Origin of the sequence: Streptomyces sp. NBC_00038 (genome assembly GCF_026343635.1) — a bacterium.
Classification (GTDB): domain Bacteria; phylum Actinomycetota; class Actinomycetes; order Streptomycetales; family Streptomycetaceae; genus Streptomyces.
Genome location: NZ_JAPELQ010000001.1, coordinates 1,202,049 through 1,227,003, shown reverse-complemented (window position 1 = coordinate 1,227,003; position 24,955 = coordinate 1,202,049). Strand labels below are relative to the sequence as shown.

General features: G+C 70.0%; 25 protein-coding genes. 12 read left to right on the top strand and 13 right to left on the bottom strand.

The window, feature by feature from the left end; translation table 11 throughout:
• Nucleotides 1–4: 4 nt before the first annotated feature.
• The 7 genes from OG219_RS05715 to OG219_RS05685 all read right to left on the bottom strand — a co-directional run bounded on the left by OG219_RS05715 (nucleotide 5) and on the right by OG219_RS05685 (nucleotide 6,803).
• Entirely contained in the window at nucleotides 5–1,378 is a 1,374-nt protein-coding gene (locus OG219_RS05715; protein WP_266823505.1) for an FAD-binding oxidoreductase, read from the bottom strand.
• 74 nt (nucleotides 1,379–1,452) lie between these two features.
• Nucleotides 1,453–2,553, bottom strand: a complete 1,101-nt coding sequence (locus tag OG219_RS05710) for an LLM class flavin-dependent oxidoreductase (protein WP_266823503.1) — start codon at nucleotides 2,551–2,553, stop codon at nucleotides 1,453–1,455.
• A gap of 74 nt (nucleotides 2,554–2,627) precedes the next feature.
• Nucleotides 2,628–3,599 carry an ABC transporter substrate-binding protein gene (locus tag OG219_RS05705; protein WP_266823502.1) on the bottom strand — a complete coding sequence of 324 codons (972 nt, stop codon included), beginning with the start codon at nucleotides 3,597–3,599 and terminating at the stop codon, nucleotides 2,628–2,630.
• On the bottom strand, nucleotides 3,596–4,312 hold the full coding sequence (locus OG219_RS05700) for an ABC transporter ATP-binding protein (protein ID WP_266823501.1): 717 nt from the start codon (nucleotides 4,310–4,312) through the stop codon (nucleotides 3,596–3,598). Before OG219_RS05700 ends, OG219_RS05705 begins: the two co-directional genes overlap by 4 nt.
• A 2-nt stretch (nucleotides 4,313–4,314) precedes the next feature.
• Complete coding sequence (locus OG219_RS05695; RefSeq protein ID WP_266823499.1) at nucleotides 4,315–5,211, bottom strand: ABC transporter permease; 897 nt, start codon at nucleotides 5,209–5,211, stop codon at nucleotides 4,315–4,317.
• A 24-nt stretch (nucleotides 5,212–5,235) separates the two neighbouring features.
• On the bottom strand, nucleotides 5,236–6,084 hold the full coding sequence (locus OG219_RS05690) for a sulfurtransferase (protein WP_266823497.1): 849 nt from the start codon (nucleotides 6,082–6,084) through the stop codon (nucleotides 5,236–5,238).
• On the bottom strand, nucleotides 6,081–6,803 hold the full coding sequence (locus tag OG219_RS05685; RefSeq protein WP_266823495.1) for an alpha/beta hydrolase: 723 nt from the start codon (nucleotides 6,801–6,803) through the stop codon (nucleotides 6,081–6,083). The genes OG219_RS05690 and OG219_RS05685 overlap by 4 nt, the downstream gene beginning before the upstream one ends.
• 357 nt (nucleotides 6,804–7,160) lie before the next feature.
• Between OG219_RS05685 and OG219_RS05680 the strand changes: the two genes are divergently transcribed.
• Nucleotides 7,161–8,009 (top strand): LysR family transcriptional regulator, encoded by an 849-nt coding sequence (locus OG219_RS05680; RefSeq protein WP_266823493.1) that lies wholly within the window; start codon nucleotides 7,161–7,163, stop codon nucleotides 8,007–8,009.
• A gap of 30 nt (nucleotides 8,010–8,039) precedes the next feature.
• Here the strand turns inward: OG219_RS05680 and OG219_RS05675 are convergent, their stop codons facing one another.
• From OG219_RS05675 to OG219_RS05650, 6 genes are all read right to left on the bottom strand, one after another.
• The gene (locus OG219_RS05675; protein WP_266823491.1) at nucleotides 8,040–8,432 is read right to left on the bottom strand and encodes a MarR family winged helix-turn-helix transcriptional regulator; all 393 of its coding nucleotides are present in this window, start codon (nucleotides 8,430–8,432) and stop codon (nucleotides 8,040–8,042) included.
• Nucleotides 8,433–8,536: 104 nt separating this feature from the next.
• Entirely contained in the window at nucleotides 8,537–8,890 is a 354-nt protein-coding gene (locus OG219_RS05670) for a VOC family protein (RefSeq protein WP_266823489.1), read from the bottom strand.
• A gap of 166 nt (nucleotides 8,891–9,056) precedes the next feature.
• A complete protein-coding gene (locus OG219_RS05665; protein WP_266823487.1) occupies nucleotides 9,057–10,088 on the bottom strand; it encodes a LacI family DNA-binding transcriptional regulator in 1,032 nt (343 codons plus the stop codon).
• On the bottom strand, nucleotides 10,085–10,990 hold the full coding sequence (locus OG219_RS05660) for a carbohydrate ABC transporter permease (RefSeq protein WP_266823485.1): 906 nt from the start codon (nucleotides 10,988–10,990) through the stop codon (nucleotides 10,085–10,087). The genes OG219_RS05665 and OG219_RS05660 overlap by 4 nt, the downstream gene beginning before the upstream one ends.
• On the bottom strand, nucleotides 10,987–11,910 hold the full coding sequence (locus OG219_RS05655) for a carbohydrate ABC transporter permease (RefSeq protein WP_266823483.1): 924 nt from the start codon (nucleotides 11,908–11,910) through the stop codon (nucleotides 10,987–10,989). Before OG219_RS05655 ends, OG219_RS05660 begins: the two co-directional genes overlap by 4 nt.
• Nucleotides 11,907–13,229 (bottom strand): ABC transporter substrate-binding protein, encoded by a 1,323-nt coding sequence (locus OG219_RS05650; protein ID WP_266823481.1) that lies wholly within the window; start codon nucleotides 13,227–13,229, stop codon nucleotides 11,907–11,909. Before OG219_RS05650 ends, OG219_RS05655 begins: the two co-directional genes overlap by 4 nt.
• A gap of 185 nt (nucleotides 13,230–13,414) precedes the next feature.
• Between OG219_RS05650 and OG219_RS05645 the strand changes: the two genes are divergently transcribed.
• From OG219_RS05645 to aspA, 11 genes are all read left to right on the top strand, one after another.
• Complete coding sequence (locus tag OG219_RS05645) at nucleotides 13,415–15,436, top strand: beta-galactosidase (protein ID WP_266823479.1); 2,022 nt, start codon at nucleotides 13,415–13,417, stop codon at nucleotides 15,434–15,436.
• Nucleotides 15,437–15,706: 270 nt separating this feature from the next.
• Complete coding sequence (locus tag OG219_RS05640; protein WP_266836009.1) at nucleotides 15,707–17,275, top strand: arabinogalactan endo-1,4-beta-galactosidase; 1,569 nt, start codon at nucleotides 15,707–15,709, stop codon at nucleotides 17,273–17,275.
• A gap of 145 nt (nucleotides 17,276–17,420) precedes the next feature.
• Nucleotides 17,421–17,708 carry a winged helix-turn-helix domain-containing protein gene (locus OG219_RS05635; RefSeq protein ID WP_266836008.1) on the top strand — a complete coding sequence of 96 codons (288 nt, stop codon included), beginning with the start codon at nucleotides 17,421–17,423 and terminating at the stop codon, nucleotides 17,706–17,708.
• Between the two features lie 184 nt (nucleotides 17,709–17,892).
• Nucleotides 17,893–18,357, top strand: a complete 465-nt coding sequence (crcB, locus tag OG219_RS05630; protein WP_266823477.1) for a fluoride efflux transporter CrcB — start codon at nucleotides 17,893–17,895, stop codon at nucleotides 18,355–18,357.
• Nucleotides 18,358–18,373: 16 nt separating this feature from the next.
• Complete coding sequence (locus tag OG219_RS05625) at nucleotides 18,374–18,748, top strand: DUF190 domain-containing protein (RefSeq protein ID WP_266823475.1); 375 nt, start codon at nucleotides 18,374–18,376, stop codon at nucleotides 18,746–18,748.
• 2 nt (nucleotides 18,749–18,750) lie between these two features.
• Nucleotides 18,751–19,125, top strand: a complete 375-nt coding sequence (gene crcB / locus OG219_RS05620; RefSeq protein WP_266823473.1) for a fluoride efflux transporter CrcB — start codon at nucleotides 18,751–18,753, stop codon at nucleotides 19,123–19,125.
• A gap of 72 nt (nucleotides 19,126–19,197) precedes the next feature.
• Entirely contained in the window at nucleotides 19,198–20,031 is an 834-nt protein-coding gene (locus OG219_RS05615; RefSeq protein ID WP_266823471.1) for an undecaprenyl-diphosphate phosphatase, read from the top strand.
• A 123-nt stretch (nucleotides 20,032–20,154) separates the two neighbouring features.
• The gene (locus OG219_RS05610) at nucleotides 20,155–20,886 is read left to right on the top strand and encodes a FadR/GntR family transcriptional regulator (RefSeq protein ID WP_266469844.1); all 732 of its coding nucleotides are present in this window, start codon (nucleotides 20,155–20,157) and stop codon (nucleotides 20,884–20,886) included.
• Entirely contained in the window at nucleotides 20,883–22,322 is a 1,440-nt protein-coding gene (locus OG219_RS05605; RefSeq protein WP_266823468.1) for an amino acid permease, read from the top strand. The genes OG219_RS05610 and OG219_RS05605 overlap by 4 nt, the downstream gene beginning before the upstream one ends.
• The gene (locus OG219_RS05600; RefSeq protein WP_266823466.1) at nucleotides 22,319–23,353 is read left to right on the top strand and encodes an asparaginase; all 1,035 of its coding nucleotides are present in this window, start codon (nucleotides 22,319–22,321) and stop codon (nucleotides 23,351–23,353) included. The genes OG219_RS05605 and OG219_RS05600 overlap by 4 nt, the downstream gene beginning before the upstream one ends.
• Before the next feature lie 143 nt (nucleotides 23,354–23,496).
• Complete coding sequence (aspA, locus tag OG219_RS05595) at nucleotides 23,497–24,942, top strand: aspartate ammonia-lyase (protein ID WP_266823464.1); 1,446 nt, start codon at nucleotides 23,497–23,499, stop codon at nucleotides 24,940–24,942.
• Nucleotides 24,943–24,955 lie beyond the last annotated feature (13 nt).

Here is a 24,955-nt window from a genome sequence, read left to right as displayed (position 1 = left end):
CCGCTTAGAGACTCTTGCCGGGATTGAGGATCCCGCGTGGGTCGAAGGCGTCCTTCAGCCGCCGCTGCAGTGCGTGGGCCGCGGGCCCGAGCTCGTCCGCCACCCACTGCCGCTTCAGCACCCCCACCCCGTGCTCGCCCGTCAGGGTGCCGCCCAGACGCAGGGCCAGCGCGAAGATCTCTCCTGCCGCCTCCCAGGCGGCGTCCGGCAGGACGGGCAGCGACGGGTCCACCACGATGATCGGGTGGAGGTTCCCGTCGGCGGCGTGCGCGATCGTGAAGACGGGCACGTCATGGCGCCCGGAGATGGCGCGGATCTCACGGGCCGCCTCCGCGAGGCGGGAGCGGGGTACCGCGATGTCCTCGATCAGCGGACGGCCGAGGCGCTCCAGCGCGGGCAGCGCGAGACGGCGGGCGGCGAGCAGCGCGTCGGCCTCGGCAGGGTCCGTCGTCGTCTCGACCGTCGTCGCCAACGGCGCCAGGAGTCGGGCGACCGTCGCCGCCTCGATCGCCGCTCCCGCGCCGTCGCACTGCACCAGCAGCAGGGCGGCGCCGCGCTCCCGCAGCGCAGGGTCGATGGCGCCCAGCACCGGCCCGTCGACCAGTTCCGCCAGCGCGGGCTCCACCCCGGCCCGACCGATCGCGTACGAGGCCTCGGCGGCCTCCTCGAACGAGGCGAAGTACGCGGCGAGCGTGGCCGTGGCCACCGGGACGGGCCGCAGCCGCAGCGTCGCCGACGTGATCACCGCGAGGGTGCCCTCGGAGCCGGTGAGCAGGGCCGTGAGGTCGTAGCCGGTGACGCCCTTGACCGTACGGCGGCCGGTGCGCACCACGGTGCCGTCCGCGAGCACCGCCTCGAGACCGAGCACGCTGTCCCGGGTGACGCCGTACTTGGCGCAGCGCAGGCCGCCCGCGTTGGTAGCGATGTTCCCGCCGATCGTGGAGATGGCCGCGCTCGCCGGATCGGGCGCGTAGCGAAGGCCGTGCACGGCGGCTGCCCGGTCCAGCTCGGCCGTGATCACCCCGGGTTCGACGACGGCGAGCTGGTCGTCCGGTGACAGTTCGAGGACGCGGTTCATCCCGGACAGGTCGAGCACGAGCGCGCCCTCGCCGGCCGTCGCCCCGCCCGACAGACCGGTACCCGCGCCGCGCGGAACCACCGGCACGCGCAGCGCGTGCGCGTGCCGGAGGGTGACCGTCACGTCCTCGGTCCGCCGGGCACGGACGACGGCGAGCGGGCTCCCGTCGGGCCGCGTGCCGGAGCGGTCGGTGGCGTGCGCGGTCACCGTGGCCGGGTCGGTGGTCAGCCGGTCGGGGGGCAGATCGCGGGCGAGCAGGCCAAGCAGCTGGGCCGACGCGGTGGTCGCTGGTGCTGTCACGGGTTCGGTGCCTTCGTTTCGTTCGGTTCCGTCGGTGCCCACGCAGTTTCGGGTTCGTCCGTCGTGGCGTGGGGTCAGGCGGCCTGGGAGGTCGCGGCGCGGTGGGCGAGTTCCTGCCGGACCAGCGGGAGGACGTAACGGGCGTAGTCGATCGCGTCGTTGAGTGGGTCGTAGCCGCGGATCGACAGCAGGTCGCAGCCGATGTCGACGTAGTCGAGCAGCGCCTGGGCGACGGTCTCGGGGGAGCCGACCAGCGCGGTCGAGGCGCCCGCGGCGTTCGTCGCGACGGCCGGGGCCGTCCACAGGCAACGGTCCTGGACCTCGCCGCGCTCGGCGATGTCGAGCAGCCGCTGCGAGCCGACGTTGGCCGGGCGCCCGGCCGTCTTGTAGTGGCGCAGCGACTCCGTGCCCGAGGTCTGCTCCTTGAGCACGCCGAGCGTGCGGTGCGCCTTCTCCCAGGCCAGCTCGTCGGTGGGCGCGATGATGGGGCGGAACGACACCCAGATACGGGGATGGGGGCGGCCAGCGGCGTCCGCGACCGCGTTGACGGCGGCGATCTGCTCCGCCGTCTCCTTCAACGGCTCGCCCCACAGCCCGAAGATGTCGCCCTGCTGCCCGCCCACCCGGTAGGCGTCCTGCGAGGAGCCGCCCACCGAGATCGGGACGAGCCCGTTCACCGGCCGTACGTCGGAGTGGAATCCCTCGAATTTGTAGTGCTTGCCCTCGTGCGAGACCGGCCCGTCCGCCGTCCACACCTTCCGCAGGATCTGGATGTATTCGTCCGAACGCTCGTACCGCTCGGTCTTGTTGAGGTAATCACCTTCGCGGTGCTGCTCCTCGTCACTGCCGCCGGAGATGATGTGCACCGACAGCCGGCCGTTGCTGATCCGGTCCAGCGTGGCGAAGGCGCGGGCCGCGTGGGTGGGGAAGATGACGCCGGGCCGGTGCGCCAGGACCGGCCGGATGCGTTCGGTGTGGGTGGCGACGAACTGGGCCAGCTGGAGGGCGTCCGGCGAGGCCGAGTGGTAGGCGACCAGCGTGTGGTCGAAGCCGCCGTCGTCCAGGGCGCGGGCGTAACGGCGTACGTAGTCGGGGTCGAAGCCGGTGCGGGCGCTGGCGGCGGGACCGTTGGCTCCCGCGTCGGTGTGGACGGCGCTGATGAACTCTACGGGCATGGTGAACTCCTGGCTTTCAAAGGCGACTTGCCGTCACGGGTGACGTGCTGTCACAGGTGACGTGCTTCCAAAGGTCACTTGAGGACCGACGTGTCGGCCGACTTCGCGACGTCGACGTTCGGTTCGAGCACGCCGATGCCGTTCATCAGGTCGGCCACGCCCTGGACCGTCCCGTTCACCTCGGACGTGATCGGCAGAACCTTGCTGTAGGCGGCCGAGGCGAGCGTCTTCGCGACGGAGGCGTCGGCGCCGTTGAGCTTCACGATGGCGTCCGCGTAAGCGTCCTGGTGGGTGCTCGTCCACTCCAGGGCCGTACCGAGCCGCTTGAGGAAGTCGCCGAGCGCGGCCTTCTTCGCCGGGCTCGCCAGGGCCTTCTCGGAGGCGCCGATGAAGCCGTACCCGCTGATGCGCCCGTCGGCGCCGTCGACGAGGACCCGGCCGCCCTGCTGGAGGCCGACGGCCTGGTAGACCCCGAAGGTCGCCCAGACCTGGATCTTCCCGGAGGCGAACGCCGCCTGCGCGTCGGTCGGCAACAGGTACTGCACCTTCACGTCGGAGTACTTGAGCCCGTTCTGCTGGAGCACGTTGGCCAGCAGGTACTCGGCGATGCTGCCCTTCGCCGAGGACACCACGACGGTCTTGCCCTTGAGATCCTTGACGCTCTTCACGTCGGAGTCCTTGGGGACGATGAGCGCGGTGTGGTGGCCGTCGTTCTTGAGCGCCGCCACGTTCTTGAACTTCACGCCGCCGCTGAGTGCCTGGAGGGCGGGCAGGTCCGCGGAGTACGTGGTGTCGGCGGCGTTCGCCTGGACGGCCTGGTAGAGCGGTGCCGCGCCCTCGAACTCGGCCCACTTCACCTTGTACTTCGCGCCCTTGAGCGCGTCGGAGGCGGCGAAGATGGTCTGGAGGGTCTTCGCCTGGTCGCCGATGGTCAGGGTGACCTCGTCCGGGCCGGTGGCTGTGTCCGCGGAGGAGTCGGCGCCGCAGGCGGTCAGCGCCAGCAGGGCGGTCAGGCTCAGTGCGGCGGCTGCGAGTCTGCGTATCACGAGGGGGTCCCTTCGAGGGTGGGGGTGACGCCGAGCCAGCCGAGGAGGCGGGCGCGGAGGGTGACGAATTCGGGGGCGGTGAGATCACGGGGGCGGGGGAGCTCGACGGTGAGGTCGTGGGCGATGCGGCCCTCGTCCATCACCAGCACCCGGTCGGCGAGCAGCAGCGCCTCCTCCACGTCATGCGTGACCAGGAGAATCGCGCAGCCGTGCCGCTTCCACAGCTCGCCGACCAGCTGCTGCACCTTGCCCCGGGTCAGCGCGTCCAGCGCGCCGAACGGCTCGTCCAGGAGCAGGAGTTCGGGCTCACGGACGAGGGCGCGGGCCAGCGAGACGCGCTGTGCCTGACCTCCGGAGAGGGTCTTGGGCCAGACGGTGGCCCGTTCCGCGATGCCGACCTCGTCCAGTGCCTTGCCGGCCAGTGCGCGGTCGGGGCGGCCGGGCAGCCCGAGGACGACATTGCGCCACACCTTCAGCCAGGGCAGCAGCCGAGGGGACTGGAACGCGGCACTGCGCCGCGCGGGCACGGTGACCTCGCCGCCGATCTCGTCGTCGAGCCCGGCGAGGATGCGCAGCAGCGTCGACTTGCCGCAGCCGCTGTGTCCGAGGAGGGCCACGAACTCGCCCTCGCGGATGTCGAGGTCGAGGTCGTGCAGGACGGTGTTGCCGTCGAAGGCCCGTGAAAGCCCCCGTATTTCCACGCTGTTGGTCATGATCAGGCCTCGCCCTCGAAGTTGGCGCGCCAGGTCAGCAGTCGGCGCGAGAGGACTCGTACGGCGAAGTCGCAGGCCAGACCGAGCAGCGCGTACACGGCGAGGCAGAGCACGATGATGTCCGTGCGGAAGTACTGCTGGGCGTTGCTCATCAGATAGCCGAGGCCTGCGTCGGCGTTGATCTGCTCGGCGAAGACGAGCGCGAGCCAGGCGGTGGAGAGTGCGTACCGCAGGCCTACGAGTGCCCCCGGGAGCGCGCTCGGCAGGATCACGTACTTGATCAGACCCAGTCTGCCGAGCCCCATCATCCGTGCCGCCTCGACGAGTTGGGAGTCGGTGGAGCGGATGCCGCCGTAGATGTTGAAGTACAGCGGGTAGGTGACGCCGAGGGCGACGAGCGCGATCTTCGGGGTCTCCTCGATGCCGAACCAGACGATGAACAGCGGGATGAGACCCACCCACGGGATCGCCCGGAACATGCCCATCGACGAGTCGATGACGTCCTCGCCGAGCCGGAAGAGACCGGCCAGCAGGGAGAGGCTCAGCGCGATCGTCGCGCCGATCAGGAAACCGATGGCGGCCCGGCGTCCCGACGCGGCGATGGCGTCGGGCAGTTCACCGTTCCTGGTCAGGTCGACGGCCTGGCGCAGTACGTCCACGGGAGAGGCGAGGACGGATTCGGGCAGGACACCCGTGGCCGAGGTCAGGAACCACAGGAGTACGAGGCCGACGGGGCCCGAGGCGCGGCGTACGGAGCGGGGGACGGTGAAGCGGCGGGTGGTGCGGGAGGTGCCGCGGATGGTGACGCGGGGTGTGGTCTTCGGGGCCGGGGCGGCGAGTGTGGCGGGGGCGGGGCCGGTTGGCACGGGCGGTGCCGTGCTCAGGGGTTTCGTCGTCATGGTGGGGGTTCCTCTCGCGTCGCCTCAGGACGGCAGCGGGCCGGTCGCGGCGGGGCGTGCGGGATCGGCGGACCAGGCGGACCAGGAGCCGGGGAAGAGCGTCGCCTCGTAACCGGCTATGGCGAGTGCGGCGATCTGATGGGCGGCCGTGACACCGGAGCCGCAGTAGACACCGATGCGCGAAGTCGCGTCGGCGCCCTTGTCCGCGAACCTCTTGCGGAGCACCTCGGCCGGCAGGAAGGTGCCGTCCGCCGCGAGGTTCTCCCCGGTCGGAGCGGAGACCGCGCCCGGGATGTGGCCGGCGCGCGGGTCCACCGGTTCCACCTCCCCGCGGTAGCGCTCGGCCGCGCGGGCGTCCAACAGCAGTCCCGTCGCGGCGAGATCGGCGGCACCGTCCACGTCGACGGTCTGGAGCCTGTCGGCACGCAGGGCGACATCACCCGGCGACGGATCGGCGGGCGTGCCGGCCGCCAGCGGTAGTCCGGCCGACCGCCAGGCTCCCAACGCCCCGTCCAGGAGCGTCACTTCGGCCACTCCGGCGTAGCGCAGCAGCCACCAGGCCCGGGCCGCGGCCGTGTTCCCCAAGTCGTCGTACACGACGACCGGTTGCCCGGCCCGCACACCCCATCTCCGTGCCGCCGCTTGGAGATCCGCGAGATCCGGCAGCGGATGGCGTCCGCCCTCCGCGCTCGGCGGCGCGGCCAACTCGGTGTCCAGGTCGACGTACACCGCACCCGGTATGTGCCCGGCCGCGAAGTGGTCCCGGCCGTGCGGGTCGCCGAGCGCCCAGCGGACGTCGAGTAAGGCGGGCGGTTCGGCGGAGCGCAGCAGACCGTCGAGCTCGGCGACCGTCGTCGTCACGCGGGCGGTCATGCGAGGCCCTCGGCGATCACGGGCAGCTCGGGGGAGAGGCGCAGCCGCTCCAGGAAGAGGACGACCGTGGCGGCGGCCGTGCGGTGCAGCGCGTCGTTCAGTACGTCATGACGGCCGCCGTTGAAGGTCACGGTCCGCACTCCGGGGTGGCCGGCGTACGCGCTGAGCGCCTGGTCGAGGGGGCTGACCCTGTCGTCCGAGCCGTGCAGGGCCAGCACCGGGACGCGTACGGAACCGAGGCGCAGCTCCGGGAGAGCGGCCGTCGTGTCGAGTGCTCCGCGCCGGAACTCCGGGTCGTTCGTGAGCCGGCCCTGGTGGGTGGGGCAGGCGGTGCGCGCTTCGACCTCTGCTTCCCAACTGCCTGATTCCCAGGGGCTGGTGGGCAGTCCGGCGAGGATCAGCGCGTCGATCCCGGGCGTCTGCTCGGCGGCGAGGTGCGCGGCGTACCGGGCACCGGAGTCCGAACCGACCAGCACCTTCGGGCCGGGCAGCGACTCGTCGGCGAGGAGCTTGGCGGCCTGGTCGGTCACCGAGGGGTCGGCGGTGGGATCACCGAGGGCGCGTACGCGGTAGGCGTCGAAGGCGAGCCGGCGGCCGAACCGCTCGTACACACCGCCGTGCTCACCGCGCCCGGCCAGCACGATGAGCGTGCCGCGCGCGGCGAGGCCTTCGGGTTCGTTCCAGGAGGACGGGGGGAGGGAAGGCGGGGATGCGGGCATGAGGGGGCGACTCCCTTGGATGGGCGCAGCGCGGGGGTGGACGCGCGGGGGTACGAGGGCGCGGCTCAGGACCGTTGGCACGTGTCGGACGCGCAACGGAGACGGCTCGCGAGAGGTGAGAGCGCCGGACGCCTCAGTGAAGGGCGGCGGCGGAGTGCTTCAGCAGGTCAACGACAGCGCGCGCTGCTCGCCACGCCGAAGTCGATGACTCGGCGCTGCGTCAGAAAGGCAGCGGAAGCGGTGGCGTGAAGCATGGCCTCATCATGACCGGCCGCGGCCGGATACGTCCAACGACGATTCCGCATCGAAATCGATCAGCAATCGCGATCGATGCCGGAACCGGGCTACCGTCGCCGCATGCCCCAACCTGTCCTCGACATCGTGGCCCTGCGCAGCCTGACCGCGATAGCCGACTGCGGCGGCTTCCATCGCGCGGCCCACTCCCTCGCCCTCAGCCAGTCCGCGGTGAGCCAGCATGTGCGCAGGCTGGAGAAGACACTGGGCCGCCCGGTCGTCGAACGCGAGGGCCGCGGGATGCGGTTCACCCCCGACGGCCGCCTGCTCGTGGAGCAGGCCCGCCGTATCCTCGCCGTCCACGACGAGGCGGTGCGCGCCCTCCTGGACGTGGACGGCGACACCGTCACCATCGGCTCCACCGAGCATGCCGCCGACCAGTTCCTGCCCCGGCTCACCGCTGCCGTGCAGGCGGTGCGGCCAGGGTGCCGGGTGCGCTTCCGTATCGACCGCTCGGCGCGCCTCGTCGAGGCCGTGGAGCGGGGGAGCGTGGACGTCGCGGTGTATGTCACCGAGGCCGCCGCCACCGAGGGCACCCCGGTCGGCGGACTGCCGCTGACCTGGCACGCCACGCCCGGCTGGGCGCCGCCCGAGACTCCCGACCCCGTCCCGCTGGTCGCCATCGAGGACCCCTGCGCCATCCGCCGCCGGGCCATCGCGACCCTTGCCGCGCACGGCGTCGCGGCCACGGTGGTCGGCGACGCCGGCTATCTCGCGGGCGTCCTCGACATCGCCCGCACCGGCCAGGGCGTGGCCCTGCTCGCCGCGGTCGGACCCGCGCCGGACGGCCTGACCCCGTACGACGGGCTGCCCCCGGTCACCCCGATCCCGATGAGCGCGCTGGCCCGCCCCGGCGCGGACCCTGCGACGGTCACGGCCGCGTTCGACGCGGTGCGGGATCTGCTGCGGTGACCCGAGGCGGGTGACGCGGGACTCCCTGAGCTAGCCGTTGAACATGCGGTCGAGGACGGCGCGTTGCAGTGGGCGGACCTCGGCGTGCAGGTCGTGTCCCTTCGCGGTGAGCGCGACCCATACGCCGCGCCGGTCCTCGACGCAGACGGTGCGCTCCACCAGGCCGTCCTTCTCCAGCCGGCCGATGAGGCGGGACAGGGCGCTCTGGCTCAGATGGACCCGGTCGGCGATGTTCTGCACACGGCAGACCGCGCCGGGCTCCGCGGCCGTGCCGGAGGCGAGGATGTCGAGCACCTCGAAATCACTGGCGCCGAGACCGTACGGGTGCAGCGCGCGGTCGATCTCGCACATCGTGCGCGCGTGCACCGAGAGGATGTCCCGCCATTGGTCCTCGAGCCGGACGCCGGGCGTCTTCGCTGCCATAACTTAACGGTAACAGAGATCCGGCCAGTTGTTGATTGCACAACTAGTGCAGGCGCATTCAGTTGCCTCCGGCTCCTGCTCCGGCTCGGCGGGTGCCCGCAGCCCTACTCGGCGGACGGGTCCTGGAGGAGCCCGATGAGGTTCCCGTCGGCGTCTTTCACCGAGGCGATCAGCCTGCCGCCGCCCACGTCCTGGACGTCCTGGAGCGACTCCGCCCCGGCTTCGAGCAGGCCCGCCAGAGTTCCCTTGATGTCGGCGACGTGCCAGTAGGGAACCGGCCCTGTCATGCCCTTGGCGTGGCCGTTCGGGTCCAGACCGACGTCCTGGCCGGCGTCCTTGAATCCGACGTAGTACGCCTCGTCCGCGTACGGGTCCACCTGCAGCAGTGCGCTGAACAGGGCCTTTGCCTTGGCGATGTCCTTGACGGGGTAGACGATGGTCTTCAGGCCTGCGGTCATGACGACTCCTGGTGTCTGTCGCGTTGTCTGTCGCACCGACGTGGATTCCGTCGGTGGTTTCACGCTAAGGCGGGGGAGTGCCGGGTGGCTTCTCGAATCCTGACCGGTGCGAGTGCGAGTGCGAGTGCGAGTACGCGTCGCGTGGACGGGGGTTCCCCGGCACGGCCTAGGTCGACTCCCGCCGCACCAGCTCCGTAGGAAGGATCACCGCCGCCGGGTCCTCGCCCCCGATCTGGGCGAGCAGCACCCGTACCATCTCGGCGCTGATGCGGTCCCAGGGCTGGCGGATGGTGGTCAGGGCGGGAGTGGACGCGGTGGCCGCGGGGGAGTCGTCGAAGCCGCCGACCGACACGTCCTCGGGTACCCGGCGGCCGGCCTTGCGCAGCGCGGCGAGGACACCCTGTGCCATCAGGTCCGAGGCGACGAACACGGCGTCCATGTCCGGTACCCGGCCGAGGAGTTGCTCCGCGCCTGCTTCGCCGCTGGCCCGGCTGTAGTCGCCGGAGACGACGAGACGGTCGTCGGCCTCGATGCCCGCCTCGGCGAGCACCTCCCGGTAGCCCGCGAGACGCTCGACACCGCCGGGGGTGTCGAGCGGGCCCGTGACCATGCCGATCCGGCGACGGCCGAGGGACAGCAGGTGCTTGACCATGTCACGGGCGCCGTCCCGGTCGTCGGCGGCGACGTAACTGACCTTGGACCCCATGCCGATGGGCTTGCCGCAGGCGACCAGCGGCACGCCCGCCTCGCGCAGCTGCTCGGCCACCGGGTCGCCGGAGTGGCTGGAGACCAGCAGTACCCCGTCGACATGGCCCGCGGTGATGTACCGCGTTATGCGCCGCCGTTCGTCCTGCGTGCCCGCGAGCATCAGCAGGAGGGGAACGTCGTGCGCGGCCAGCGCCTGTGTGCAGCCGCGCAGCAGGACGTTGAAGTTGGGGTCCTCGAAGAACCGCTCCTGAGGCTCGGTCAGCAGGAAGCCGATGGAGTCGGAACGCCCGGTGATCAGCGAGCGGGCGTGCCGGTTCACGACGTAACCCGTCCTGCGGATGGCGGCGTTGACCGCCTCTTGCGCCGCGGGGCTGACGTAGTGCCCGCCGTTGAGCACACGCGACACCGTGCCCCGGGACACACCCGCCTCACGCGCGACGTCATGAATCGTGGGCGGTCTGCGCCGGCCCCCCGCGTTGGTCATGGTCACGACTTTACGGCTCCCGACAGCAGATCGAGACTCCAGAAACGCTGGATGACCAGGAACAGCGCGACCAGCGGGATGATCGCGAGCAGCGCGCCGGTGATCACCAGCGTGTACAACGCCGGGGTGTTGGAGCCCTGTTCGAGAAGCGTGAACAGGCCGAGCGTGATCGGGAACTTCTCGTCGTCGCTGAGCATGATGTACGGCAGCAGGAAGTTGTTCCACACCGCCACGAACTGGAACAGGAACACCGTCACCAGACCCGGCACCATCATCGGCAGCGCGATCCGCGTGAAGATCCGCCACTCGCTCGCGCCGTCCATCCGCCCGGCCTCGACCACGTCACCGGGCACGGCCGCCGCGGCGTAGATCCGGGCGAGATAGACGCCGTACGGCGAGAGGATGAGGGGCAGGAGCACGGACGCGTAGGAGTCCGTGAGGTCCGCCTTCGCCAGCAGCAGGTACTGCGGGATCGCCAGGATCACCGGCGGCATCAGCACGCCCGCCATCAGGATGCTGAACACCGTCTCGCGGCCTCGGAAGCGGTACATCGCGAGCGCGTAGCCGCTGACCGCCGAGACGGCCGTCGACAGGAGGGCGCCGAGACCGGCGTACAGGGCGGAGTTGCCCATCCACTGCCAGTAGATGCCGTCGCGGTAGGCGTTGAGATCCTTGACGTTCTCGGTGAAACCGGTGCCCGGCAGGAAGGTGAAGGTGGAGAACAGCTCGCTGCCCGACTTGGTGGCCGCGATCACCACCCAGGCGACGGGCAGCAGACAGTAGAGCGCGCCGAGCAGCAGCGTCAGCGTCGGGACGAGGGCGATCCGGCGGCGCAGCGGCGGCCCCTGGGCGGTTCCGGGGGTCGTACCCGCGGCCGGTGCGGCCTTACGCATGGCAAGAGAACTCATCGTGCTTCCTCCTGCTTGTTACGGGAGTTCGCGGCGCGCAGGAAGCCGAAGGACAGGACGAGGGTGACGACGGCGATGAGTGCGGCCTGCGCGGCGGCGGAGTAGATGTCGCCGTTCTTGAAGGCGTCCTGGTACACCTTCATCAGCGGACTCCACGTCGTGGATACGGAGTTGGTGAGCGGTTTGAGGGTGGTCGGCTCGCTGAACACCTGGAGCGTCGCGATGATCGAGAAGAAGAAGGTGAGCACCAGCGAGGGCGCCACCATCGGGATCTTGATCCGCAGCGCGATCTGCAGCGGCGTGGCGCCGTCCAGCTTCGCCGCCTCGTACACCTCGGCCGGAATGGCCTGCAGGGAGGTGTAGATGACGATCATGTTGAAGCCGGTGCCGCCCCAGACGGCGATGTTGGACAGTGCGATGTACAGCGGACCGCCGTCGAGCAGATCCGGCTGAGGCATCCCCAGCTTGTCCAGGATGAAGTAGAAGGGGCTGACGTCCGGGAGGTACAGGAAGCCCCAGAGCATCGCGGCGACGACGCCGGGAATGGCGTACGGCAGGAAGATCGCGAGCCGCGTGAAGGGGGCGAGGCGCACCTTGTCCGTGTCGAGCATCAGCGCGAAGAGCAGGGCGAGGCCGAGCATCACCGGGATCACGATGGCGCCGTAGCCCGCCACGCGCAGTGCCCCGTCGAGCAGTTCGGAGTCGGTGAGCGCGTCGGTGTAGTTCTCCAGGCCCGCCCAGACCTCCTTGCGGGCTCCGGCGCCCAGGCCCAGGCCCGAGACCTGGACCTTGTGCAGGCTCAGCCAGAGCGCGTACCCGATGGGCAGCGCGAAGAAGAGGGCGAAGAGGATCGTCGCGGGGATGAGGAAAGCGTACGGGGCCCCCTTGACCCCGTACGACTTCCGGCGTGCCTTGGTCACTCCGCGACCCCGAAGCCCTGCTTCTTGAGGTCGGCGACGGTGTCGTCCTGCATGGTCTTCAGCGCGGCACCGAAGTCCGACTTGTCCTTGGCGGCGGCGCCGAAGGCGTCGTTGAAGGTCGTGTAGGCGACGTTCACGTTCGGGCCCCAGGCGGACGGCGCGGTGGTCTTCGCGATCTCGGAGGCCTTGGTGTAGAAGTCGGCCTGGTTCGAGAAGAAGGCCGGCGGCGTGGCGAACGCGCCACCGGTCTGCGCGCTGGTGGCGGCCGGGTAGATGCCACCCTCCTTCGCCATCGCGGCCACCGCCGTCGGGTCCGTGTTCAGCCAGGCGGCGAACTTCGCGGCGGCCGACTTGTTCTTGGAGTCGGTGGTGACCGCGGTGGACGAACCGCCCCAGCTCCCGGTGACGTTGTCACCGGCCGACCACTGCGGCAGCGGCGCCATCGCCCACTTGCCCGCGGTGTCCGGGGCCGCGGTGGTGAGGGTGCCCGGCGCCCAGACCGCGCTGACCCAGGCGATCTGCTTGCCGGTGTTCAGCGCCTTGTTCCAGGACGGCGTGTACATCGGCTGGTTGTCGATCGCGCCCTCCTTGACGAGGCCGCCCCAGAAGTCGGCGACCTTCTGCGTCGCCGCGTCGTCGATGCCGACCTTCCACTTCTCGCCCTCGGTCGTCCACCACTTGGCTCCGGCCTGCTGCGCGAGACCCGCGAAGAGGCCGGAGTCGTTGGCGGAGAACGTGGTCAGGTCCGTCTCGGGGGACTTCTTCTTGAGCGCGCGGGCGGTCTCCGCGAACTCCTCCCACGTCGTCGGGACCGTCAGACCGTACTGCTTGAACAGGTCCTCGCGGTAGTAGAACATCATCGGCCCGATGTCCTGCGGGACCGCGTACACCGCGTCCGTGCCCAGCGTCGTCTGCTGCCAGACGCCCTCGGCGAACTTGTCCTTCGCGCCGTCCACATCGCCGGATATGTCGGCGAGCGCGTCATTGCTGACCAGCGTCGGAAGCGCCTGGTACTCGGCCTGGACCAGGTCCGGCGCCTTGTTCGCCTTGTGCGCGGTGAGGATCTTGGTGACCAGCGTGTCGCCGGACGCCTGCTTCTTCACCGTGACGGTGATCTGCTGCTCTTTCCCCGGCCCCTTGTTCCACAGGTCCACGACCTTGTCCATGCCAGGGGCCCAGGTCCAGTACGTCAGAGACGCGGGACCGGACTGGGCTTCGCTCTTGTCGTCGTCGGACGAGCCACAGGCGGCGAGCGAGGTGGCACCGAGCGCGACGGCGATGGTGGTGGCCACGAGGCGGCTGTGCTTCGTGATGGGCATGGATAGTTCTCCCCTGACCTGGGCCTCCGCCTGCTGCGGACGACCTGCCATGCTTCTGTGAGCGTTCACAGTAGAGAAACATCCCGGACACTTGTCAATGGTTGTTGCTGTGCGGTTATGTTGGGCTCTCGCCGATGGCGATGTGTGTGCACGTTCCCAAATGATCGATTAAACGGGAGAGATCCATGCCGGAGACCACCCCCAGGGGCCTCACCAGGCTCGCCTTCGGTGGGGACTACAACCCTGAGCAGTGGCCGGAAAGCGTCTGGCAGGAAGACGTCCGGCTGATGCGCGAGGCGGGCGTCACGATGGTGAGCGTCGGGATCTTCTCCTGGGCGCTCCTCGAACCGGCACCGGGCGCCTACGAATTCGGCTGGCTGGACCGCGTACTCGACCTGCTGCACGAGAACGGGATACGCGCCGACCTCGGTACACCGACCGTGGCGCCGCCCGCCTGGTTCTACCGCGAACACCCCGACGCGCTGCCGGTGACCGCCGACGGCACCCGCTACGAGTTCGGCTCACGCGGCGCCATCTGCCACAGCAACACGCACTACCGCGCTGCCGCCGCGGACATCGCCGCCCAGCTCGCCACCCGGTACGCCGGCCACCCCGCGCTCGCCATGTGGCACGTCCACAACGAGTACGGCGTGCCCGTCTCGGCCTGCTACTGCGAGAGCTGCGCCGCGCACTTCCGCCGCTGGCTGACGACGACGTACGAGACGATCGACGCGCTCAACGAGGTCTGGGGCACCGCCTTCTGGGGCCAGCGCTACGCCGAATTCGACCAGATCAACCCGCCGCGGGTGACCCCGACCGTCGGCAACCCGGCCCAGGCGCTCGACTACAAGCGGTTCGCCGACGCCACCCTGCGCGAGAACTTCGTCGCCGAGCGGGACATCCTGCACCGCCTCTCACCCGGCATCCCGGTCACCACCAACTTCATGACCGCCCTGAGCCAGTGCGACTCCATCGACTACTGGGCCTGGGGCCGCGAGGTCGACCTCGTCACCAACGACCACTACCTGATCACCGACGGCCGCCGCACCCACGTGAACCTCGCGATGGCCGCCGACCTCACCCGCTCGGTCGGCGCCGGCGCCCCCTGGCTGCTGCTCGAACACTCCACGTCCGGCGTCAACTGGCAGCCGCGCAACCCCGCGAAGGCCCCGGGCCAGATGGCCCGCAACTCCCTCGCGCACGTCGCACGCGGATCCGACGGCGCCATGTTCTTCCAGTGGCGGCAGTCCCGGCGCGGCGCCGAGAAGTTCCACTCCTCGATGCTGCCGCACGCCGGAACGGACTCACGGGTGTGGCGCGAGGTCGTCGAACTCGGCGCGTCCGTCGACAAGTTGGCGCCGCTGCAGGGCACCCGTACCGTCGCCGACGTCGCCGTGCTCTGGGACTGGCAGTCCTGGTGGGCGCAGAACCTCCAGTGGCGCCCCAGCGAGGACCACGACCCGCGCGAGCGCGCCGACGCGTTCTACGAGGCGCTCTACGACCGGCACCTCACGGTCGACTTCGCCCACCCGGAAGCCGACTTGTCGGCGTATCCCCTTGTCGTCGTACCCGCGCTGTATCTGATGACGGAGGCCGCCGGGAGCAACCTCAGGGAGTACGTCGAGAACGGCGGCACCCTCGTCGTCTCGTACTTCTCCGGCATCGTCGACGAGCACGACGCCGTGCACGAGGGCCCCTACCCGGGCGCCCTGCGTGACGTACTCGGCCTGACCGTCGAGGAGTTCTCGCCCCTCCTCCAGGGCGACCAGGTCCGGATCACCGGGCCCGACGGCTCCGAACTCACCGGCGACGTATGGACCGAGTTCGTCGTCCCGCGCGGCGCCGAGACCGTGTGGACGTACGCCGACGGGCTCACCGCGGGCCGGCCCGCCGTCACCCGGCACGGCCTCGGCGAGGGCTCGGCCTGGTACGTCTCCACCCGCCTCGGTGCTCAGGGCCTGGACGCCCTGATCGGCTGGGCGGCAGACGACGCGCGGATCGCGCCGCGCGCCGACCTGCCCCGCGACGTCGAAGTGGTGCGCCGCACCGGCGAGTCCGGCACGTACGTGTTCGCCATCAACCACACCTCGTCCGACGCCAAGGTGCCGCTGGAGGCGCACGGCACCGAACTCCTCACGGGCGAACGGGCCGCAGGCCGACTCGGGGTACCGGCGGGCGCGGTCCGGGTCGTACGGCTCGACGGCTGAACCGGTTTGTTGCCTTCGCCCCCGCCGCCCCTACCCGTCCCATCCTTTCGGCGGCCGGCCCCCGAACCCCCGCTCCTCACACGCCGGAGGGGCTGAAATGCCCAGCCCGTCCGGCGTTCGAGGACGAGGCCGTTCAGGCCGAACGGGGGGTTTGGGGGCGGAGCCCCCAAAGAACGGGACGGGTAGGGGCGGCGGGGGCCAAGAACCCTCTCCTCAAGCCCCAACCCCGGGGCGCCCATCCCCATCACGTCGAAGGGACGACGGACGATGATGTTCCATCCCAGACGCACACTCAGAGCCCTGCTGCTGCCGCTGGCCGCCGGGCTCGCCCTCACCGCCCTGCCCGCGCAGAGCGCTCACGCGGCGAGCACTCTCACCAACGGCGGCTTCGAGTCGAACGGCGCCGCCACCGCGACACCGACCGGCTGGTCGACGTACTCGGCGGCGGGGCAGAACGCAGCCTCGTACACCGAGTCCGGTGGCCACGGCGGGAGTTACCGCCTCACCCACTGGTCGGCCTCGGCCTACAAGGTGGAGACCTACCAGTACCTCTCCGGGCTGACCAACGGGAACTACACCCTCACGGCGTGGGTGCGTTCCGGCGGCGGCCAGAACTCGGCTTACCTCGCCCTGAAGAACTGCGGGAGTTCGGAGCAGCGCACCGATCTTCCGGTCTCCGCCGGCGGCTGGATCCGGATCGTCACGTCGATCGCCGTGACGAACAACCAGTGCACGATCAGCATCAACTCCGATGCGAACGCGGGTAATTGGATCAACGTCGACGACCTGACCTTCGCGTCGGGCTCGACCGGCCTCGCCATCAAGGGTTCTGACGTCTCGTCACTCGCGAAGAGTGAGGCCCTCGGCGGTGTCTACAAGACCAGTTCGGGCACGACGGGCGACGCGCTCGCCATCCTCAAGTCCGCCGGGCAGAACTACGCCCGCCTAAAGGTGTGGGTGAACCCCGCCGACGGCTACAACAACAAGGCGCGCGTGCTGGCCGTCGCCAAGCGCGTCAAGGCGCAGGGCATGAAACTGCTCGTCGACTTCCACTACTCGGACACCTGGGCCGACCCGGGCGCCCAGACCAAGCCGGCCGCCTGGTCCGGACACTCCTACAGCCAGCTCAAGACCGACGTCTACAACCACACGTACGACGTCCTCAACGCCCTGAAGGCGCAGGGCACCACGGCCGACATGGTGCAGGTCGGGAACGAGATCAACGGGGGCATGCTCTGGTCCGAGGGCTCGACGAGCAACTGGGCGCAGCTCGCGGGGCTGCTCAACTCCGGCTACGACGCGGTGAAGGCGGTCAACTCCTCCACCACCGTGGCGCTGCACCTCGCCAAGGGCGGTGACCTCGCGGGCACCCGCTGGTGGTTCGACAGCGCGGCAGCCAACGGCGTGAAGTTCGACGTCATCGGCCTGTCGTACTACGGCTACTGGCACGGAACGCTCGCCGACTTCCAGACCACCCTGGACGACGCGGCGGCCCGCTACGGCAAGCCGGTCTACCTTGCCGAGACGGCCTACCCGTTCCGGCTGGACAGTGAGGACTCGCACGAGAACATCATCGACCTGACCAGTGAGCTGGTCTCCGGCTACGCGGCCTCGACGGCCGGGCAGACGAAGTGGATGAAGGACGTGGCGAGCATCGTGGAGGCCGTCCCGAACGGTCGCGGCCTCGGCATCTTCTACTGGGAGTCCACCTGGACCGCGGTCACCGGCAACGGCTGGGACCCGACGGACTCCGCGTCCGGCAACGGCTGGGAGAACCAGGCCCTGTTCGGCTACGACGACAAGGCGCTGCCCGCCATGTCGTGGTTCAGCCACCGCTGAGCAGGTGAGGGCCCGGCCGCCGTGGCGGCCGGGCCCTCGGCGTTCCCCCGGACCGTTCGGCCCCTGCGAGCGTCGCCGAAGTCCGTGCGTGTCGCCCCGGGCTGCGGGACAGTAGCGGGAGACCGCCGTGACGGAGGGGGACGAGATGCTGAGGGTTCCCGTCAGTGGACAACGCCTGGACATCCTGGAGTGGCTGCGGGACCCCGTCGCGCACTTTCCGCCGCAGCGGTACGGCGACCTCGTCGAGGACGGCATCAGCTCGGCGACCCTCGCCGCCAAGCTCGGCGTGAGCCGGAACGCCGCGCGCACCCACCTCGACCTCCTCACCGGGATCGGGCTCCTGCGCGCCAAGAAGATCAGACGCCGCACCTTCTACCGCCGCGACGAGTACCGCATCGCCGAGGTCAGCCACTTCTTCGAGAAGGGCTGGTAGCAGCCGCCGGGTATGCGGGGCCGGTCCACCCGGCGTTACGCTGTTCACCGGCCGCGATCTTGCCTCGCGGCGCGGCGGTGGGGCCCGCCGTACCCGAACCGCGGTGTCGGTGCCGCCAACGGTCCCTACTTGCGATGGAGCGTGCTCGGGCGACCGGGCCCCGGCGAGTAGGAGACGTACGCACATGACAGTCCCACGGCCAGAGCGAGTCGACCGGGCCGAGATTCCCGCGCGGCCGGTGTCCCCCTGGCACGGCCAGGGACCGGCCGTCGCGATGGTCGCGCTCGGCGGCGCCATCGGCGCCACGGCCCGCTACGGCGCGTCGCTGCTGTGGCCCGCGCAGACGGGCGGATTCCCCTGGACCACGTTCTGGGTCAACGTCGTCGGCTGCGCCGTGATCGGCGTCTTCATGGTGGTCGTCACCGAGGTGTGGGCGGCCCACCGGCTGGTGCGGCCGTTCTTCGGCACCGGAGTGCTCGGCGGGTTCACCACCTTCTCGACGTACGCCGTCGACATTCAGAAGCTGGTCGACCAGGGCCGTCCCGGGACCGGTCTCGCCTACCTCGCCGCGACCCTGTTCGCGGCGCTCGCGGCGGTCGGGCTCGCGGTCGGGGCAGCACGCCGCGTCCTGAGGCGGAGGCGGCGATGACGAGACGGAGGCAGCGATGACCAGGCTGACGGGTCGCGCCCTGCGCGTGACGATCTTCATCGGCGAGAACGACACCTGGCACCACAGGCCCCTCTACACGGAGATCGTGCACCGCGCCCGTGAGGCAGGCATCGCGGGCGCCAGCGTGTTCCGAGGCATCGAGGGCTTCGGCGCCTCCTCGCTGATCCACACCTCGCGGCTGCTCTCGCTCAGCGAGGACCTGCCGGTGGCGATCGTGATCGTGGACACCGAGGAGCGGGTACGCGACTTCCTGCCGACGCTCGACGCGCTGGTCACCGAGGGGCTGGTGATCCTCGACGACTGCGAGGTCATCAGATACGTCGGACGGGAACCGAACCAGGGCGAAACGGGCAAGGAAGGTAAGAGGTAGTTGTGAACTGGCTGCTGGTGATCATCGGAGCCGCGGTCGGCGCGCCCCTGCGCTATCTGACCGACCGCGCGGTGCAGCTGAGACACGACTCGGTCTTCCCCTGGGGCACCTTCGCCGTCAACGTCACGGGCTGCCTGATACTCGGCCTCCTGACCGGCGCGGCCTCGGCGGGACATGCCTCCTCCCACCTGCAGCTGCTGATCGGCACGGGCCTGTGCGGGGCGCTGACCACGTACTCGACGTTCTCGTACGAGACGCTGCGGCTGACCGAGACCGGCGCCGGGTTCTACGCCGCGGCGAACGTGATCGGGAGCGTCACGGCGGGCCTCGGGGCGGCGTTCGCGGGGGTCGCCCTCGCCCAAGCTGTGTGGTCGTAAGGGACGGACGCTTGCCTGCACGTAGTAAGACGGTCGGCAGCACTGTCGGCCAATTCTCCAGAACTGGATCCCATGAGCGTCATCAACCTCGGTCAGGCCGTCGTCCTCGGAGCAGTCGAGGGAGTGACCGAATTCCTCCCCGTCTCCTCCACCGGACACCTCAAGATCACCGAAGGGCTGATGGGCATCCCCGTCGACGACAACGCCGTGGTCGGGTTCTCGGCCGTCATCCAGGTCGGCGCGATCGCCGCCGTGCTCGTGTACTTCTTCAAGGACATCGTGCGGATCCTCTCCGCCTGGGGGCGGGGCCTGCGCGACCGCGAGGAGCGCTACCACCACGACTACAAGTTCGCCTGGTGGGTCATCTACGCGACCATCCCGATCGTGATCGTGGGTCTGGCCGCGAAGCCGCTCATCGAAGGCCCGCTCGCCTCGCTGTGGGTGGTCGCGGCCTCGCTGATCGTCGGCAGCGGCGTGATGTGGGCGGCGGACCAGATGGGCCGGCACAAGCGCGGCGAGGACGACACCTCGTTCAAGGACGCGATGCTGGTCGGCTGCTCCCAGATCCTCGCCCTGCTCTTCCCGGGCTTCTCACGCTCCGGCGCCACCATGTCCACGGCGCTCATCCTCGACCTCGACCGGGTCGCCGCCACCCGCCTCTCCTTCTTCCTCGGCATCCCCGCCCTGACCGGCGCCGGGCTGTACGAGCTGAAGGACGCCCTGGGCACGGGGGTCGGGGCGGCTCCACTCGTCGTCGGCACGCTGGTCTCCTTCGTGGTCGCGTACGGCTCCATCGCCTGGCTGCTGAAGTTCGTCGCCAAGCACTCCTTCAACGCCTTCGTGATCTACCGGCTGGTGATCGGCGTCGCGCTGTTCGGCCTGCTCGGCGCGGGTGTGCTCAGCTGAATCCGGCGTCCGTGCGAAAGCGGACCCGTCCACGGTGTGAGAGCCGGTGTCCGCTCGTCGGGCACCGGCTCTCACGTCTTCCACTCTTGACAGCCGCCTCCCGTTCCCCGGAGTATCACCCCCGTGAACCTGTCAGACAGCCAGACAGGTGGCTCGGTACCGCGGCGCGTCAGTGCCATGGAAGCGGTGCTCACCCACCTCCGCAGCGCCATCGAGCGCGGCGAGTACGCCATCGGCGACAAGCTCCCCTCCGAGGCGGAGCTGTGCCGCCGCCTGGAGGTCAGCCGCCCCGTGCTCCGCGAGGCGCTGCGAGCCCTGCAGGTGATGGGCCTGACCGTGTCCCGTACCGGCAAGGGCACCTTCGTCCTCGCCAACACGGTCGAGGACCCCACCTTCGGCGACTACGCGGCCAGCGACCTGCTCGAAGTGCGCCGCCACGTCGAGATCCCCGTCGCCGGGTACGCGGCGGTACGCCGCACCCCGGAGAACCTCGACCACCTCGCGCATCTCCTGGAGCGGATGGAGCGCGAGATCGACACCACCGCGTGGGTGGCGATGGACACGATCTTCCACATCGCCGTCGCCGAGGCCTCCCAGAACCCGGTCTTCCGCAGGGTCATCGAAGAGATCCGGGACGCCCTGGCCCGCCAGTCGGCCTTCCTCAACGAACTCGGCGACCGCCGCGAGCAGTCCAACCGCGAACACCGCGCGATCGTCGAGGCGCTGATCGACGGCAGCGAGCACGACGCGGTGGAAGCCATGTCCCACCACCTCGACCGCGTCGAGAACACCCTCACCTCCATCGTGCACCCCGAGCGCACGGACACCCCCACGAAAGGCGGACCCGAGGCGTGAGCGAGCAGTCCCTGAAACAAGAAGCGCACGCGGCGACCGGCCATGTCGACGCCGGCGACGCGGGCTACAGCAAGTCGCTCAAGTCCCGGCACGTCAACATGATCGCCATCGGCGGAGCCATCGGCACCGGCCTCTTCCTCGGCGCCGGCGGCCGCCTCGCCGACGCCGGCCCCTCGTTGTTCGTCGCCTACGCGGTCTGCGGCCTCTTCGCCTTCCTGGTCGTCCGCGCGCTGGGCGAACTCGTCCTGTACCGGCCGTCGTCGGGCGCCTTCGTCTCGTACGCCCGTGAATTCCTCGGTGAGAAGGGCGCGTACATCGCGGGCTGGATGTACTTCCTCAACTGGGCCACCACCGGCATCGCCGACATCACCGCAGTGGCCCTCTACACGCACTACTGGGGCATGTTCTCCGACGTCCCGCAGTGGGTGATCGCGCTCATCGCGCTCGCCGTCGTCCTCACCGTGAACCTCATATCGGTGAAGATGTTCGGCGAACTGGAGTTCTGGTTCGCGATCATCAAGGTCGGCGCACTCGTCGCCTTCATGCTCATCGGCATCTTCCTCCTTGTCACCCAGCACCCCGTCGACGGTCATGCCCCAGGCCCGTCCCTGATCACCGACAACGGCGGCATCTTCCCCAACGGCATGCTGCCGATGCTCCTGATCATCCAGGGCGTCGTCTTCGCCTACGCCTCCGTCGAGTTGGTCGGCGTCGCGGCGGGCGAGACCGAGAACCCCGAGAAGATCATGCCGAAGGCCATCAACTCCATCATGTGGCGCGTCGGCATCTTCTACGTCGGCTCCGTGCTCCTCCTGTCGATGCTGCTGCCCTGGAACAAGTACACCGGGGGAGAGAGCCCCTTCGTCACCGTCCTGTCGAACATCGGCATCCCCGCCGCGGGCGGCGTCATGAACCTCGTCGTCCTCACCGCCGCCATGTCCTCGCTCAACTCCGGCCTGTACTCCACCGGCCGCATCCTGCGCTCCATGGCCATGTCCGGCTCCGCACCGAGATTCACCGGAGTGATGAGCCGCAGCCAGGTCCCGTACGGCGGGATCCTGCTCACCAGCGGCATCTGCGTACTCGGCGTCGGCCTCAACTTCGTCGTGCCCGCCGACGCCTTCGAGATCGTGCTGAACTTCGCGGCGATCGGCATCCTCGCCACCTGGGGCATGATCATGCTCTGCCACCTGCTGTTCTGGCGCAAGACGGAGAACGGCGAGCTGTCCAGGCCGAGTTACCGTCTCCCCGGTTCGCCGTGGACCGAGGTCGTGACCATCGGCTTCCTGCTCTCCGTGCTCGTTCTGATGTACGCCGATGGGGGCGCCGGCCGGACGACCGTGCTGTGCCTCCCGCTGATCGCGGCGGCACTCGTCGCCGGCTGGTACGGAGTGCGCCGCCGGGTCGCCGGGATACGCGACGGAGCGGACGCGTGAACCAGGCAGTCCAGTACGGCAGTTCACTCGCGGCGGCTCCGGTGATCCGCGAGCCCCTGCACGCACCCGTCGCCCATCTCGTACGCGGCGGAGTCATCGAAGGCATCCACTACGGCTCGGTGGTCGTGCTGGCCGCCGACGGCGGCGTCGAGTTGCAGATCGGCGACATCGAAGCGGCCTTCTATCCGCGCTCGGCACTCAAACCCCTCCAGGCCGCGGCGATGCTGCGGGCCGGACTGCCGCTCGACGGCGAGCTGCTCTCGCTGGCCGCGGCCAGCCACTCCGGCGAGGAACGGCATCTGGCCGGCACCCGGCGGATCCTGGAGCTGGCCGGACTGCGCGAGGACCAACTGCGCAATGTGCCGGACCTGCCCTTCGACCCGGTCGTACGCGAGGACTGGGTCCGCGAGGGACGGCTGCCTTCGCGGCTTGCGCAGAACTGCTCGGGCAAGCACGCCGCCATGCTGTACACGGCCAAGCTCAACGGCTGGTCGCTCGACGACTACCTCGACCCCGGGCACCCGCTCCAGCAGGCGATCGCGGAGATCGTCGAGGACCTCACCGGGCAGGCGATCGCACGGGTGACCGTCGACGGCTGTGGCGCGCCGCTGTTCTCCGTGTCGCTGCACGGGCTCGCGCGTGCCGCCGCCCGGATCACCACCGCGGCCCCGGGCACCCCCGAGGCGCTGGTGGCCGACGCCATGCGTGAGCACGCCGAGATGGCCTCCGGGTCCGGGCGGGACGTCGCCGCGTTGATGCGGGCCGTGCCGGGGCTGCTCGCCAAGGACGGCTTCGAAGGTGTGCAGGTCGCGGCGCTGCCGGACGGGCGGGCCGTCGCCGTGAAGATCGCCGACGGGGCCGATCGGGCGCGGGTGCCGGTGACCGCGGCTGCGTTGGTCCGGGCCGGGGTCGATCCGGGTGCCCTTGCCGAGTTCGGCGGTGCGGCGCTGCTCGGGGGTGGCGTGGTGGTCGGTCGCATCCGACCTGCCCGCGCGCTTGATCCGCTGCCGGCGCATGACATGTGCGCGTGAGCGCCGTGGGCGGGTGCGGGTCCGTTGTGGCTGGTCGCGCCCACGCGGCGGAGCCGCATAGTGTCACGGCCCCGCGCCCCTTAGGTTCGTTGCCTCTTACCCCTGCTTTTACGCCTCGCCCTTCGAAAGAGGACCGCTCAGCCATGACAACCGTCGCCGCAGCTCACCGCAGCGAACACGACCTGCTCGGAGACCGTGACGTTCCCGCCGAGGCGTACTGGGGGATCCACACCCTGCGGGCCACGGAGAACTTTCCCATCACGGGCACCTCGATCTCCGCCTATCCGCACCTGATCGACGCCCTTGCCGCCGTGAAGGAGGCCGCCGCCCTCGCGAACGAGGAGCTCGGCCTGCTGGAGCACCGCAAGGCGGCCGCGATCGTCGAGGCCTGCCGGGAGATCCGGGACGGCAAGCTGCACGACCAGTTCGTCGTCGACGTCATCCAGGGCGGCGCCGGCACCTCGACGAACATGAACGCCAACGAGGTGATCGCCAACCGGGCGTTGGAGCTCCTCGGCCACGCCAAGGGCGACTACCTGCACCTGCACCCCAACGAGGACGTCAACCTCGGCCAGTCGACCAACGACGTCTACCCGACCGCGGTCAAGGTCGCCACGGTCTTCGCGGTACGCGGGCTGCTCAAGGCGATGGCCGTGCTCCAGGATGCCTTCGCCCGCAAGGCGGTTGAGTTCCGTGACGTCCTGAAGATGGGGCGTACGCAGCTCCAGGACGCGGTGCCGATGACGCTGGGCCAGGAGTTCTCGTCGTACGCCGTGATGCTGGACGAGGACCGCCTCCGCCTCGCCGAGGCCGTCGAGCTGATCCACGAGATCAACCTCGGGGCCACCGCGATCGGCACCGGGCTCAACGCCCCCGCCGGATACGCGGAGTCGGCGCGCCGTCATCTCGCGGACATCACCGGGCTGCCGCTGGTCACCGCCGCCAACCTGGTCGAGGCGACCCAGGACTGCGGCGCGTTCGTCCAGATGTCGGGCGTGCTGAAGCGGATCGCGGTCAAGCTGTCCAAGAGCTGCAACGACCTGCGGCTGCTGTCCTCCGGGCCGCGCGCCGGGCTGAACGAGATCAACCTGCCGCCCGTGCAGGCCGGTTCGAGCATCATGCCCGGCAAGGTCAACCCGGTGATCCCCGAGGTCGTCAACCAGGTCGCCTTCGAGGTGATCGGCAACGACGTCACCATCACGATGGCCGCCGAGGCGGGACAGCTCCAGCTCAACGCGTTCGAGCCGATCATCCTGCACTCCCTCTCGGAGAGCATCACGCACTTGAGGGCCGCCTGCCTGACCCTCGCCGAGCGGTGCGTCGCCGGGATCACCGCCAACACGGAGGTGCTCCGCGCGGCGGTCGAGAACTCCATCGGCCTGGTCACCGCGCTCAACCCGCACATCGGGTACACGGCGGCCACCGACATCGCCAAGGAGGCCCTCGCCACCGGACGCGGAGTCGCCGAACTCGTCCTGGAGAAGGGCCTGTTGCCCGCCGAACGCCTTGAGGCACTGCTCCGGCCCGAGGTACTCGCGGGCAGCGGCACCCCGAAGACCACCCCGGGTACCGCCCCGCGGGCGCTCTGAGCCGATGAGCACC

What these genes read in the sequence shown, in the direction of transcription:
- OG219_RS05710 (WP_266823503.1), bottom strand. Translation starts at nt 2,553, where the DNA reads ATGCCCGTAGAGTTCATCAGCGCCGTCCACACCGACGCGGGAGCCAAC.
- OG219_RS05700 (WP_266823501.1), bottom strand. Translation starts at nt 4,312, where the DNA reads ATGACCAACAGCGTGGAAATACGGGGGCTTTCACGGGCCTTCGACGGC.
- OG219_RS05695 (WP_266823499.1), bottom strand. Translation starts at nt 5,211, where the DNA reads ATGACGACGAAACCCCTGAGCACGGCACCGCCCGTGCCAACCGGCCCC.
- OG219_RS05690 (WP_266823497.1), bottom strand. Translation starts at nt 6,084, where the DNA reads ATGACCGCCCGCGTGACGACGACGGTCGCCGAGCTCGACGGTCTGCTG.
- OG219_RS05685 (WP_266823495.1), bottom strand. Translation starts at nt 6,803, where the DNA reads ATGCCCGCATCCCCGCCTTCCCTCCCCCCGTCCTCCTGGAACGAACCC.
- OG219_RS05680 (WP_266823493.1), top strand. Translation starts at nt 7,161, where the DNA reads ATGCCCCAACCTGTCCTCGACATCGTGGCCCTGCGCAGCCTGACCGCG.
- OG219_RS05675 (WP_266823491.1), bottom strand. Translation starts at nt 8,432, where the DNA reads ATGGCAGCGAAGACGCCCGGCGTCCGGCTCGAGGACCAATGGCGGGAC.
- OG219_RS05670 (WP_266823489.1), bottom strand. Translation starts at nt 8,890, where the DNA reads ATGACCGCAGGCCTGAAGACCATCGTCTACCCCGTCAAGGACATCGCC.
- OG219_RS05660 (WP_266823485.1), bottom strand. Translation starts at nt 10,990, where the DNA reads ATGAGTTCTCTTGCCATGCGTAAGGCCGCACCGGCCGCGGGTACGACC.
- OG219_RS05650 (WP_266823481.1), bottom strand. Translation starts at nt 13,229, where the DNA reads ATGCCCATCACGAAGCACAGCCGCCTCGTGGCCACCACCATCGCCGTC.
- OG219_RS05645 (WP_266823479.1), top strand. Translation starts at nt 13,415, where the DNA reads ATGCCGGAGACCACCCCCAGGGGCCTCACCAGGCTCGCCTTCGGTGGG.
- OG219_RS05640 (WP_266836009.1), top strand. Translation starts at nt 15,707, where the DNA reads ATGTTCCATCCCAGACGCACACTCAGAGCCCTGCTGCTGCCGCTGGCC.
- OG219_RS05635 (WP_266836008.1), top strand. Translation starts at nt 17,421, where the DNA reads ATGCTGAGGGTTCCCGTCAGTGGACAACGCCTGGACATCCTGGAGTGG.
- crcB (WP_266823477.1), top strand. Translation starts at nt 17,893, where the DNA reads ATGACAGTCCCACGGCCAGAGCGAGTCGACCGGGCCGAGATTCCCGCG.
- OG219_RS05625 (WP_266823475.1), top strand. Translation starts at nt 18,374, where the DNA reads ATGACCAGGCTGACGGGTCGCGCCCTGCGCGTGACGATCTTCATCGGC.
- OG219_RS05615 (WP_266823471.1), top strand. Translation starts at nt 19,198, where the DNA reads ATGAGCGTCATCAACCTCGGTCAGGCCGTCGTCCTCGGAGCAGTCGAG.
- aspA (WP_266823464.1), top strand. Translation starts at nt 23,497, where the DNA reads ATGACAACCGTCGCCGCAGCTCACCGCAGCGAACACGACCTGCTCGGA.